At 50.8% G+C, this 12453-nt stretch carries 10 protein-coding genes and 1 pseudogene; 2 read left to right on the top strand and 9 right to left on the bottom strand.

Annotated elements, in window-relative coordinates:
- Nucleotides 1-45 precede the first annotated feature (45 nt).
- Both L6H98_RS03495 and L6H98_RS03490 read left to right on the top strand, forming a co-directional pair.
- Nucleotides 46-795: a DeoR/GlpR family DNA-binding transcription regulator gene (locus L6H98_RS03495; protein WP_236412860.1), complete on the top strand. Its 750-nt coding sequence runs from the start codon at nucleotides 46-48 to the stop codon at nucleotides 793-795.
- A 25-nt stretch (nucleotides 796-820) separates the two neighbouring features.
- Nucleotides 821-1210, top strand: coding sequence for a tautomerase family protein (locus L6H98_RS03490; RefSeq protein WP_236412859.1), 390 nt, complete (start codon nucleotides 821-823; stop codon nucleotides 1208-1210).
- A 307-nt stretch (nucleotides 1211-1517) separates the two neighbouring features.
- On the opposite strand, the gene iolI is transcribed toward L6H98_RS03490, so the two are convergent.
- The 9 genes and pseudogenes from iolI to L6H98_RS03445 form a co-directional block, all read right to left on the bottom strand.
- Nucleotides 1518-2363, bottom strand: coding sequence for a 2-keto-myo-inositol isomerase (iolI, locus tag L6H98_RS03485; RefSeq protein ID WP_236412858.1), 846 nt, complete (start codon nucleotides 2361-2363; stop codon nucleotides 1518-1520).
- Nucleotides 2364-2430: 67 nt separating this feature from the next.
- Nucleotides 2431-3471, bottom strand: coding sequence for a Gfo/Idh/MocA family oxidoreductase (locus L6H98_RS03480; RefSeq protein ID WP_236412857.1), 1041 nt, complete (start codon nucleotides 3469-3471; stop codon nucleotides 2431-2433).
- 52 nt (nucleotides 3472-3523) lie between these two features.
- A complete protein-coding gene (locus L6H98_RS03475) occupies nucleotides 3524-4957 on the bottom strand; it encodes a sugar porter family MFS transporter (protein ID WP_236412856.1) in 1434 nt (477 codons plus the stop codon).
- Nucleotides 4938-5873 carry a myo-inosose-2 dehydratase gene (iolE, locus tag L6H98_RS03470; protein WP_236412855.1) on the bottom strand — a complete coding sequence of 312 codons (936 nt, stop codon included), beginning with the start codon at nucleotides 5871-5873 and terminating at the stop codon, nucleotides 4938-4940. Before iolE ends, L6H98_RS03475 begins: the two co-directional genes overlap by 20 nt.
- 563 nt (nucleotides 5874-6436) lie before the next feature.
- Nucleotides 6437-6907 (bottom strand): annotated as a pseudogene (gene tnpA / locus L6H98_RS03465) (IS200/IS605 family transposase).
- Nucleotides 6908-7243: 336 nt separating this feature from the next.
- Nucleotides 7244-8824: a gamma-glutamyltransferase gene (ggt, locus tag L6H98_RS03460; protein ID WP_236412975.1), complete on the bottom strand. Its 1581-nt coding sequence runs from the start codon at nucleotides 8822-8824 to the stop codon at nucleotides 7244-7246.
- 58 nt (nucleotides 8825-8882) lie between these two features.
- Nucleotides 8883-10211: an amidohydrolase family protein gene (locus tag L6H98_RS03455; RefSeq protein WP_236412854.1), complete on the bottom strand. Its 1329-nt coding sequence runs from the start codon at nucleotides 10209-10211 to the stop codon at nucleotides 8883-8885.
- Nucleotides 10208-10648, bottom strand: coding sequence for a cupin domain-containing protein (locus tag L6H98_RS03450; protein WP_192267689.1), 441 nt, complete (start codon nucleotides 10646-10648; stop codon nucleotides 10208-10210). The genes L6H98_RS03455 and L6H98_RS03450 overlap by 4 nt, the downstream gene beginning before the upstream one ends.
- Nucleotides 10649-10694: 46 nt before the next feature.
- Entirely contained in the window at nucleotides 10695-12377 is a 1683-nt protein-coding gene (locus tag L6H98_RS03445; RefSeq protein WP_236412852.1) for a CocE/NonD family hydrolase, read from the bottom strand.
- Nucleotides 12378-12453 lie beyond the last annotated feature (76 nt).

Here is a 12453-nt window from a genome sequence, read left to right as displayed (position 1 = left end):
GTGTTATTTTATATTAATTGTATCAAATCAAACAGGAGAGTGCCTATGAAAGCCAGACGTCTGCAGGATATTGAAGAGTACGTTCACTCTCATAAAAGCGTCACTCTGGATGAATTGTGCCAGAAATTCGAAGTTTCCAAAAACACGATAAGGAGGGATATCAACCAGATTGTACGCAAAGGCGCCGTTGAAAAAGTGTATGGAGGCGTCACCTCCGCCACAGAGCTTATTCCGTTCGAAAATCGGGGAAGCAAGCATTCGTCCGAGAAAAGCATCATTGCCCGTTTGGCCGCCTCCTGCATCGAAGAGAACGACCTGATCTTCATCGATTCAGGCACAACAACCCAGCATATGGCTGAGCATCTTCCAGCGAACATTTCGTTTACGATTTTGACGAACAGCCTGGATATCATTAATGGCGCATCCGAACTGCCGCTGGTGAATTTGCTGGTGATTGGCAATACTTATAAACACAAAACCAAATCGTTCGTAGGCATTGACGAACCTCGCATGCTCGACAAATACAACGTGAATAAGGCCTTTATGGCGGCAACCGGCATCAGCACAACTCACGGCCTTACCAACTCGGATTTGCTGGAATATGAGATCAAGAAGGTCATTGCCAAAAAGGCGGAAACGCTGCTTCTGCTCGCAGACCCCAGCAAGTTCGGCAAATCAACCCTGTTAACCTATGCACCACTGGAAAATGTGGACATGATCATCAGCTCCGAACCACTTCCCGATCCGTTCCAGCTTTTTTGCGAATCACACGGCATCGAGGTCAAAATACCCTAAACAGGACACTACAGGAGGAAATCACATGCCATTATTGCGATTTGACGTTATTGAAGGTCGAAGTCCCGAGGAAATGAAAAAACTGCTGGATGCCGCCCATTATGCCATGGTCGAGGCCTTCCGGGTTCCCATGCGGGATCGGTACCAGATTGTGCATCAGCACGCTCCTCATGAAATGATCATCGAGGATACCGGCCTGGGTTTTGAGCGTACCAACCAGGTCATCGTCATTAGCGTCGTCAGTAAAGAGCGGACACCGGAGCAAAAAGAAAGGCTGTACAAGCTGCTGGCCGAGCGTCTGCAGCAGGAATGCGGCATTGCCCCAAGCGACGTGATGGTATCCATCGTCGAGAACGGAACCGGCGACTGGAGCTTTGGATTCGGCCGGGCGCAGTTTTTAACCGGCGAATTGTAGATCGGGCCGGGCGGAGTGTCTTCAAGTTGTTAATCTCCGAATCAGCTTATATGCAGCATGCCTTCTGTCTTAAGAGAGAAGGCATGCTGTTTTGGTATAACCGGTCATTGCCGTTATGTCGTCCGTAGCCCGCCCGATTTCGTCCGACCTGGGATTCCAGCTGAACAACAGAAGTCAGGCCTGGGGCAGCCCGGAACGCTTTCCCTCACATTTAACACACAAACATCCGGGGTCGACCGAATGAACAGGCGACCCCGGATGTTTGTGGTTGTAATCATTTGTATCGTGTCTTATACAAGAATGGTCCTCAGGACAGCTGCAGCTTGTAGTGCCTGGACACTACCTGCAGCGTCGTTTCCTTGGCTGTTCGGATCGCTTCTTCCGCATCCAGCTCATAATACTCCGGACGGAAGAGCTCGACCGATACAACCCCGTCATATCCTTTCGCCTTCAGCGTAGCGAAAATAAAATCGAGGTCAATCGCACCCAGACCAGGCCATACCCGATCTTCATCGGTCAGAAAACCGATAGGGAAATCTTCGGTATCGTCGATATGCACAATAAAGATTTTGGACACGTCCGCTTGCAGCAGGTCCCCGCGCTTGGAGCCCATCGCATGGAAATGGAAGCAATCGAGGACGAGACCCACATTCTCGCGGGCAACTTCCTCAACAATGTCGTAAGCTTGACCAAAGGTGTTCACTGTACACTGCGGATGTCCGACAAACTCCAGCGCAATTTGGATGCCATAAGGCTGTGCCAGATCCGACAGCTCTCGCAGTACCTGGACCGAGCTGGCCTTGATTTCGGCATGCGTTATCTTTTTTTCGGTCACGAGCGGAACGGCAACGATGTATTGCACACCCAGCTGTGAACCAATCTCCAGCATTTGGCGATACTCTTTCAAGAGCTCGCGATACTCGGCCTCATCCCGGTTATTGAAAAATACAAGAGCGTTAAAGGCCAATGGTTTGATATGGCTGGACCGGAAAAACTGCGCCAGTTCATCAACGGAACGATCCTGCAGATACTCGGGCAATTTGTCCATGGTACGGATTTCGATATAATCATATCCGTGTCTTTCGCAGTATTCCAGATCCTTGGCGAGATTCGAGTTGTTCAGGGTGGTTGCCTGATTAAAACATAGTTTCATCGTTCATTCTCCCATCCGTATGTGTTTATACCTTTTCATAAGCGGCCCGAGGCTCCTGCCCGGCCTGTCAGACTTGAACGCGGTTGCCGGCCTCGTTGCCGTACAAAGCCGGTTTCTCCCCCAGTTCCACCAACTCCGGAATGCCGGACTCCTGTGCCTTGACACATGCATCCGCCGTAACCGCAGCAATATAGCCATCCCATGCAGTAGGTCCTTGTGGTTCGCCTTTCAGTCTGATCGCATCAATGAAATCCTGGAGCTCACGATCGTATGCATCAATGAAACGCTGCTTCCAGTCCATCAAAATATGCGTTCCTAGCTGGGCCTCTTTACGGAAACTAATGCTGGGAACCTCAGGCAGTTTGATAATGCCTTCTTCACCAATGACTTCGCACTGAATGTCGTACCCGTATTTGCAGTTCACGAAAATTTCCGCGTTGATCAGGATGCCTCCCTGCGTTTCCAGTGTGACGACTTGCGGATCACGCAGATGGCTGGATGCATGTCTTGTTTTTTTGGGGTAAGCGACTTGTACTGATTTATAATCATCGTTCACCAGCCAGTGCAGTACATCAATCTCATGGATAAGCGTATCAGTAATCGCCATGTCGGTCGTATATTTGTCATCTACCTCAGGGTTGCGGTGCGCACAGCGGATCATCAAAGGCTCGCCGATAAATTTGCTCTCGATTGCCTGTTTGAGCTGTTGGTATCCTTGGTCGTAACGGCGCATGAAACCGACTTGAACGAGTTTTTTTCCATGCTTGACCTCCGCTTGGACAATTTCCATACATCCTTGGGCCGTTGTCGCCAGCGGCTTTTCGCAAAATACGTATTTCCCCGCTTCGATCCCCGCCATAACGCTCTGCTGATGGGCCGGGCCCCAGCTCGTTACAAGAATCGCGTCAACGCCGCCGGATTCGATCAACGTCTTATCGTCGGGAAATACCTGCGCATCCAGATTGTAATTATCGACTGCCGCTTTGGCGGCCTCGGCATTAACGTCGGTTACCGCAACGATTTTGGCTCCCGACAAGTTGTTCGTGATTCTCCGGATATGCTCCCGGCCGATTGCTCCTGTTCCAATAACGCCAATGTTCAAAGTCATGATATGATTCCTCCTGATTTTTTTCATGAATGCAGCGCTTACATGATTGATATTAATCGGTCGATGCCGCATTGGCACCATAGCTTTCCTGCATATGGCGAGATTCTTTCCCGTGGTTGCGGAAGTTTTGCTCCAGCTGTTCCAGCGTCAACCCCTTGGTTTCGGGCAGGAACAATTTAACGAACATGATCGCCAGTACGCCCAGCACGACGAATACATAGAAGGTGGCCGACAAGCCCATGCTTCCGAGCATTACCGGGAATAGCAGTCCAATGGTAAAGTTGACAATCCAAAGAAAGAAAACGGTTACACCCATGCCGAATCCACGCAAACGAAGCGGGAAAATTTCGGATAACATAAGCCAGGTTACTGGCGAGATCGCCCCCTGCTGAAAGGCCAGGAACGTCACCGTCAAAGCAAGCACAACGTATGGCAGCGCGGCTGACCCTTGCAGGACTGACGATAGAATCGCAATTAACAGCAGTGCTGTTGTCGTGCCTGCGAGACCGGTGATCAGCATCGGCCGACGCCCCACCTTGCCAAGCAGCCAGATCCCCACGAAAGTGGCCACAACCGAAATGACACCGTTTGCAATATTTCCAATCAGGGCAGCGTCCATGGCAAATCCTGCGTCTTTCAAAATTTCAGTTCCATAGTACATGATGGAATTAACGCCTGTGATTTGTTGAACGACGGCAATCCCGATTCCTATGAACAGGATGCGCCGTACCCAAGGAATCGCCAAATCCTTGAAGCCGGCCTTTTGCAATTCCTTTTCCTGGTTAACCGTAGTTTGGATCTCTGCAAGTTCTTCGGCTGCCTTTTCTTTGCTGCGAATTTTGCCAAGCACGCCAAGCGCTTCATCGCTTCTCTGTTTGGTTACGAGCCAGCGTGGGCTTTCCGGTACCCGAAACATGCCGATGAATAGGAAGATTGCAGGCAGAGCGGCAATGGCGATCATATATCTCCATACATGGCTGGTATCGCCAAAAATAGTGCCTAAAATGGCATTGATTACAAAAGCCAGCAGCTGGCCGCTTACAATCATCAATTCATTTCGGGTAACAATCGCTCCGCGCTGGTCCGCCGGGGAGACTTCGGCCAGATAGGACGGTACCGTGACGGACGCGCCGCCAACGGCGAGCCCCAGCAGGAAGCGGGAGATGACCATGATTGTTACGTTAGGTGCAAGCGCGCAGCCGATCGTGGAAATGAAAAACACGATGGAAAGCAGCATGATGTTTTTTCGTCGTCCATTGTAATCGGACAATCGTCCTCCGAATACAGCACCCAGCGCCGCACCGAACAGCAGCGAGCTGGCGACGAGCCCTCCTGTGAAGGAGGTCAGGTTAAGCTGGTCTTCGGCAGACATGAAAGGCAGCGCACCGTTGATGACCCCGGTATCATAGCCAAACAGCAGGCCTCCCAGCGTGGATATCAATATGATCTTGGTCAGAAAGGACTTTTTAGCGGATTCGGTGTTCATAAGGCTGTCCCTCCTCGGATTCGCATGTTGATTCAAGCAGCTTCTCATCAATGTATCGGCGGGCAATTAGAGCGTATTCAAGGGGATTCGCAATGGCCGGATCCTGTTCGGCTTCAACGACAATCCAGCCCGTATAACCTGCCCCCGTCAGCTTACGGTACACCTCCGTGAAATCAATGCAGCCGTCTCCCGGAACCGTGAACATTCCGCTCAGGAAAGATTGCAAGAATGATTTTCCGACTTTTTTGCATTCGTTCATCACCTCGGGTCTGGCATCCTTGAAGTGGACATGCTTGATGCGGCCGATATGTCGATTCAATACGGTCATATAATCGCCGTCGGAGACATAAATATGGCCCGTATCATACAACAAATGCACATGCTCCGGATCAGTGCCAGCCATCAGCCGGTCGATCTCCTCCGCTGTCTGGACACCCGTTCCCATATGGTGATGGTATACCAGTTTCAAACCGTATTCCTCGGCAACTTTGCCAAGCTGGTTCAATCCCTCGCACAATCCCTCCCATTCATGGTCCGAGAAATGCGGTTTGTCGGCAAAGACATTATTCTCCAACCCCTGAACGCTGTAAGTTTGTTCAGATACAACGATGGCGCTTGCCTCTACCGCTTGAAGATAGCTGCACTGTCTGCGGAAAGATTCGAGGACGCCTTCCATGCCGTCGCGGATAATATAACTGCTGAACCATTGTGCCGCGATCTTTAGCTTGCGCAGCCGGAGCTCCTTGTTCAATATGGCTGCCTCCGGAAAAAATCCGCCGACCTCAGTCCCCTGAAATCCAGCAACGACGATATCGCTCAGCAGATGCTGAAGCGTGTTTCCTGCGCCTATTTCCGGGAGGTCATCATTGCGCCAACCAATCGGCGCAATCCCCCACAGGATGCCTTGATGTTTCATAAGCACTCTCCTTCAGATGAAAATAATGAGGCATGACTTGGAAACTAATTCCCCTTTTTTTGCTTGATTGATAATGTAATGATAAACTTTTGATCATTATGTGATTATATAGTAATATTAAAAGCGCTTTCAGTCAATATTTTTCTTCCCTTTTTTCTTAACATTCCTTAATTACCGTATGAATCCATAATAAATCGGGGAGTAAACGAGTCATATCCTACCTTTCTATTTGGTTATATTGATTATATTTTGGTTATATATTATCAATTCATGATTATTTTCTTGGTAAATATCCATACTTCATCAAATTTAATTGAAATATATGTAATAAAACAGTTGAATGCGCCTCGTTTGTGTTGAATTCAGGTTCGGGATGCCCAAGTTATGAACAATATGTTTCCACAGCACTTGTACCGTTCCAATCAGGACCACCTGTCCAACAGGTGGTTTGCTCTTGGGGTATAACCCCTGTTGCCAAACTGCGCCTAAAGACGCTAGCCTGACCACAAATCCGTTCAGGCTCAGTGTTTTTGTCACTTTCACTTACCAGTTAAACTGGTTTATTATTTCTTGCTCCCGTTGCTGCTGAACGGATCTTCGTACTCTTTTACACTCAGCTTATCTACTGCTTGGTCATGTGCTTCCTGGTTCTCGAATGTACTTTCTTACCGTTGCTTCATTTAAACCCACCGTACTCACGTAATATCCTTCTGCCCAGAATTTTCGATTCCCGTATTTATATTTGAGCTGGGCATGCTTCTCAAAGATCATTAGCGAGCTTTTTCCTTTTAGATATCCCATGAACGATGAAACTGCAATTTTCGATGGGATCGCTACCAACATGTGTACATGATCCGGCATCATATGACCTTCTATATCTCTACACCTTTGTACTTACATAAGCGTTTGAAGATTTCAATCAGATCTTTTCTCACTTGATTATAAATCTCTTTCCGTCTATACTTCGGGGTGAATACAATGTGGTATTTGCACATCCACTTTGTGTGAGCTAGGCTATAGCTCTTGGTTGCCATCTAAGACCATTCCTTTCCTTGAGCCTGAACATCTCAAGTTTATCGGAATGGTCTTAGTGGTCGAACCCTCAATCCCTCCACCCGCATAGCGGGTGGTTTTTTGTTTCGCGCGTTTCGCGCACTCAACTGGCTAAAGCCATAACAAAAAAGCCGCTATAATAGCGACTTTGAATAGAATAATGTTCTTGTCATACAACATTTTTCACATAAGTAGTGCTTTCAAAAAAGTCGTTGTTCCCCCAGCAGGATAACGGGAACCGTTCCAGCTTAGTTGTGTCTTATAGAAGAATAAAGCCTGCGCGGTATTATACCCAGACCTTTCGCCCCAGTTCTGGGTTACCATCCGATAGCCGCACCATCGCATCGTGGGTCGGTACCCCCGAGCAGGAAGCCATTGTCATCGATCATAATGGCGTGCGCATGTCCCATGACTCTAGCAAAATCTTCAACTGTATGCACCGCGTGTCCGGCCAGCCGTAAACGCTGCTGCACTTCTGCCGCGATTCGGCCTTCCACTCGCAATTCTTGCGTTGCCTCTCCCCATGTTCTTCCCCACACCCAGCGGGGTTCACGCACAGCGGTCTGGGGGGCCATGCCATAATCCACCATGCAGGTCAGCAGCGCAGTCTGTGTCTGCGGCTGACCTTCTCCTCCCTGGGTACCGTACAAAATATACGGTTTCCCATCGCGGCAAGCCATTGCCGGCATCAGCGTATGAAAGGTTCTTTTGTCCGGTTCCAGCCTGTTCACATGCGACGAATCTAGCGAGAAAAACGAGCCTCGGTTCTGCAGCAATATACCGGTGTCTCCCCCAACCACGGCCGAGCCGAACTCAAAATAGAGACTTTGGATAAATGAAACGGCATTACCCTCGCTGTCTACTACCGCAGCATATGCCGTATCATGCCCTACCGGCTGGGTATTCATCGGCAGAGCTCGCTCCATATCGATGCAGGCCGCCAGCTTCGCAGCATAGGATTTGGATAGCAGCCGGTCCAGAGGAATGGAGGAAAATTGTGGGTCTGTCAAATAACGATCGCGGTCACGGAAGCTCAGCTTCAGCGCCTCCACGAGCAGGTGATAGTACTCATAGGAACCATGCTCGATACTCTCCAAATCAAACTGCTCTATAATTTGAAGCGCCATTATACCGGTAAAGCCCTGTGAATTCGGCGGGACCTGATAGAGATCAAGCCCTCGGTAACTCCCTTTCACCGGCTCCACCCATTCACCTCTGTGTCTCGCAAAGTCCTCCAGTGTCAGCAGACCGCCCTGCTCCTTAAGTGAGCGAACAATCTCCTGACCAACACTGCCTGAATAAAATACGTCTCGACCCTGGTCCGCAACCTGGAGCAGGCTGCTTCCCAAAGCAGACTGCACAAAGCGGCTGCCTTGCTCCGGGACCTTGCCTCCAGGCAGATATATGGCGGCAGTCTGTGGATAAGCTGCCAACACATCGAAACGCTCAGCCGTATTGACATGCTGGTCCGGCGATAGCGGGAAGCCTTCCAGCGCATAATGGATCGCGGGCTCAAGCACCTCCGCCAGCGTCATCGAGCCATATTCCTGTAATATGGCATCCCAGCCGTCCACCATCCCCGGCACGGTAATGACGCTTCGGGGTCCTCGCTGCGGGATGGCTGATTCACCGGCAAAGCAGCTCGCGGTAATCCGGCTTCCCGAACGTCCACTCGCATTATATGCCCTGACTTTTCCCTCTTCGGTGCTATAGGTTAACCAGAAGGAATCGCCTCCCATTCCCGTCATATGAGGGTATACGACGGCAAGACAGGCGCTCACCGCCACGGCAGCATCGAAGGCGTTACCGCCCTGCTGCAAAATACGCGATCCTGCCGCGCTGGCCAAAGAATGTGGACTGACTACCATCGTCTGTGTGCCTGTGACTTGTGGAACCATCTTGCCACCTTCTTTCTCTCTTATGTTCAACTGACGGTAACTCCTGTTTGTTGTCTAATCAAGTTACCCATTCAGACGCGAATGTCTGAGTTGTATGCAGAGCAGACTGCCATCTGCCGGAGGCATACACCCAGCGACTCATTTTTGTACCTGATAGCAGCTGCGTGACATCTGAAGCATCCGTGACAACAAAGTTGCAGTCATGCCCTTCTTCTATTCCATACTCTTCGCAGCCCGTGATTACAGCAGGTATATCCGTAATCATCCGCAGCAGCTGTACTAAATCCCGTTCACTGCCCATATGGGCAGCATACGATGTGATTTGGGCGATCTGTATCAGATCCCCGCGGCCGAACGGATGGAACGGGTCTTGAATATTGTCGGAGGCCGCAGCAAGCGGAATGCCTTCGGCAAGCAGCTCGTTAATGCGTGTTGTACCCCGTCTTACCAGGCCGCGATCTTCCCGTCCCTGAAGATACAGGTTCACCGCAGGCAGCGTTACCGCGTTCAGACCGGCTTCCTTCATCTTCGCCATCACATGCTGTGCATCTTTTTCTGTCATTGCGGACAACGAGCACAGATGATCTGCCGTCACTCTGCCCTGATAACCGTAGCAAATCGTATGCTCTGCAATGCTCAGCACGGTTTTTTTTCCGGGATGATCACTTTCATCTGCATGCAGATCAATGGGTACGCCGAAACGTTCCGCTAACCGAAAAATTCTGCCAATCTCTCTTTCAGAGTCATCTGCCAGATGAGGGGCTCCCCCCAGTACATCAATTCCCATCCGCAGTGCTTCCTCGATGGCCTCATCCGCAGCATCATGATTGCCGCGGAACGGAACCATGAGCGCATATTGAATAGCCATACGGCCCTTCAACTTCTCCCGTACTTCCAAGGCTGCCTCGATCGTCCGAAAGGCCACCTCTCTCCCCAAATGAACAGGGAAGTCAAGGTGGCTCCTTATGGTCGTGGTCCCGTAGCTTAGTGCCATTCTGGCGGCAGTCAGCATGCGTTCCGCTAGCTGCTCCTTGCTGAATGTCTGTACAGCCTGGCTGTAATTAAGAATGGCTTCATGAAGTGTGCCGGATCGGTTCGACACCTGCGAGAGCGAAAAGGCCTTATCCAGATGCATATGACAGTCAACCAGGCCAGGCAGCATCATGCCGCCCTGCAGATCGATGCAATCCGCGTCTGAGAGCCGTTTCAGATCCGAACCGGCCTGATGCGGGACCATCAGACGGGAAGCACCGCTTTCCCGTGCATCAAGGAAACGATCTTGAAGGCGGATACTAACCCATTTTCCAACCTCCGCCTTTAGTTCATATAGACAGAGGTCTTCCCGGTGCGGAAGGCGTACATTAATGAAACGCAGCCCTGCACTCATTGTGCGGTAGCCAGCGCCTGAAGCACGGCCAGATCCTCCTCGTCAAGCTCGGTGGCCGGACCCGCTTTGATCATATCCGAGAACATTTCGTCCGGTACCATGGTCGTCAGACAATACAGACGTGTGCTGCCCGTGTTAATAATATCGTGATGGTTGCCCGGTGGAATGATAATGAATGAGCCTTGGCGGATCGGAGTCTCATACTCGCTGCCAACTTTGGCTAGCCCTTCCCCTTTTAACACATAAAAATATTCATAAGCCTCCCGGTGTTCATTGGATGGAGTTCTGCCTCCAACCTCGAAGATCTCCACAAATGAAGTGAAAGGAACCTGCTCCCTGTCGCACAGCAGAATGAACTTATTCGTATCCTGTGCGGAAATTTTGTGGACGGGACAATTCTCAAAGTTACCAGCAACCAGACCTGGAATGTTCACCATATACATTCAACCTCACTTTGATTGATATTAGTTTATGAATCGCTTTTCATCTTTTTACCGGCAGCCTTAAACAAGATATGTCCTGTTCTGTACTGCGAACAGCCGTGGTGGCAATCTTCAACCCACCTGTTCCCGTGCTGTTCTTCTCGTCCCTAACACCGTTCGGATGCCGGGCGAATAACGGGAAGGCGCTGCCTGTTAACTCAAGCCGAACATACGAGCCAGCCGGAAGAGTGGCCGCCAAGGGACGCAGCCGGATCTGCGCTGTTCTCCATTCATTGGAAGCATCTGCTCCTTCACTGCAGATTTCCGTGCGACCCACACTCAGCAGCCGGGCAGTCCCTTGCTCGGATACGGTGGTAAGGATGGCCACCAGATCCGTCGGACCGCCCAATGTCTGGTACTGCACGGATAACTCCGGGGACCCAAAAATCGGGATATCCTCTGCAAGCGGTCCTCCCGTATATACCAGAATCTCTTGCCGTTCCTGAATAACAGCTCGGTCGGACGGCAAGTAGGAATCCAGACGCATCGGCAGACGTGAGTCGTACACGAATACATCCGGCACAGCCTCCTCCACATCTTCCTTATGCTTTTCCAGTCTCCCCCCTCCTGCCGCACCGTTCGCCGGGGTCTGTGACCCAGACAGATAAAACCATTCGGACGGAGAGGCCCCATCCTCAAATAGAGAAGGCAGCTGTTCCGCCGTATGCCATTCAAGACTCAACTGGTCAAAATATCGGATCGGCAGTTCACCAGACAGTTCCATGTCTTCCTTGCCCTTCAGCCAATAATCAAACCAGCGCAGCTGCTCCAGATGATGACCACCATCTGCCTGCTCGCCATGATCGATTCCGCCGGCTCTGCGCCCCCATGGAATGTGAGCCCACGGGCCGACAACGAGCCGATGAAAGCAATCCGGCGTGGCCGTAGCTTGCAGCGCTTCAAACGATTGTAACGTACCCATGAGGAAACCGTCATACCATCCCCCAATATGAAGCGCCGGCACGGGTTCCTTTACGATATCGTTGATCCAGTTCATCTGCTCCCAGTACTCATCGTACGCTTGATGATTGATCCAATCATAAAATGCGGGAAAGTATTGCTCCAGAATTGGATGTCTTTCATTCAATGGCATTTTCCAAAGCATCTCATCGGGGCTGCGCATGAGTCGTGAGCATTGCTCTGCCGTTTCGAAGTCACCCGCTCTTTGTGCCGTGTCACGAGCCAGCTGGAAAGCCCACGGCAGATGGTTGCCAAGTGCGAACGAGCCATGCGGATAAAATAAGCCATGATACATGTCTGCCGGACACATGCTCGGTGCAATCGCCTGGAGCGCAGGGGGGTGAAGGGAAGCTGCTGCCCATTGTGTTAGACCTTGATAAGAGAAACCGTACATGCCTACTTTCCCGGTCGAGCCGGACAGACCGGCTGCCCACTTGATGGTATCAAAACCGTCCTCTGCTTCTTGAACAAACGGATTAAATTCGCCTTCCGACTCTCCCCGCCCCCTGACGTCCTGAATTACTACGATATATCCCTTACTTGCATACCAGACGGGGTGGGCATGCGTAACGGTAGAAGCAATCGACCGTCCGTAGGGCTGGCGCATCAGCAGCACAGGATATTCTCCTGTCTCGTCCGGCAGGTATATATCTGAATACAACGTTATGCCGTCGCGCATCGTGCAAGGGACCTTTCGCCGGATGACCACATTTCCAAATTTCATGCAACTCGCTCCTTTGCTGTAGATACGGATTGACTATTAAAATCCGCATGGCACGTTAACTTCTGCAGGTTGCGCC

It is taken from the genome of Paenibacillus sp. JJ-223 (assembly GCF_927798175.1).
Lineage (GTDB): Bacteria > Bacillota > Bacilli > Paenibacillales > Paenibacillaceae > Paenibacillus > Paenibacillus hubeiensis.
This window is presented reverse-complemented; position numbering and strand designations above follow the sequence as displayed.

Bases quoted from the DNA above. Each gene is read 5' to 3' on its own strand.
- L6H98_RS03495 (WP_236412860.1), top strand. From the start codon at position 46: ATGAAAGCCAGACGTCTGCAGGATATTGAAGAGTACGTTCACTCTCAT.
- L6H98_RS03475 (WP_236412856.1), bottom strand. From the start codon at position 4,957: ATGAACACCGAATCCGCTAAAAAGTCCTTTCTGACCAAGATCATATTG.
- L6H98_RS03490 (WP_236412859.1), top strand. From the start codon at position 821: ATGCCATTATTGCGATTTGACGTTATTGAAGGTCGAAGTCCCGAGGAA.
- L6H98_RS03480 (WP_236412857.1), bottom strand. From the start codon at position 3,471: ATGACTTTGAACATTGGCGTTATTGGAACAGGAGCAATCGGCCGGGAG.
- L6H98_RS03450 (WP_192267689.1), bottom strand. From the start codon at position 10,648: ATGGTGAACATTCCAGGTCTGGTTGCTGGTAACTTTGAGAATTGTCCC.
- ggt (WP_236412975.1), bottom strand. From the start codon at position 8,824: ATGGTTCCACAAGTCACAGGCACACAGACGATGGTAGTCAGTCCACAT.
- iolE (WP_236412855.1), bottom strand. From the start codon at position 5,873: ATGAAACATCAAGGCATCCTGTGGGGGATTGCGCCGATTGGTTGGCGC.
- L6H98_RS03455 (WP_236412854.1), bottom strand. From the start codon at position 10,211: ATGAGTGCAGGGCTGCGTTTCATTAATGTACGCCTTCCGCACCGGGAA.
- iolI (WP_236412858.1), bottom strand. From the start codon at position 2,363: ATGAAACTATGTTTTAATCAGGCAACCACCCTGAACAACTCGAATCTC.
- L6H98_RS03445 (WP_236412852.1), bottom strand. From the start codon at position 12,377: ATGAAATTTGGAAATGTGGTCATCCGGCGAAAGGTCCCTTGCACGATG.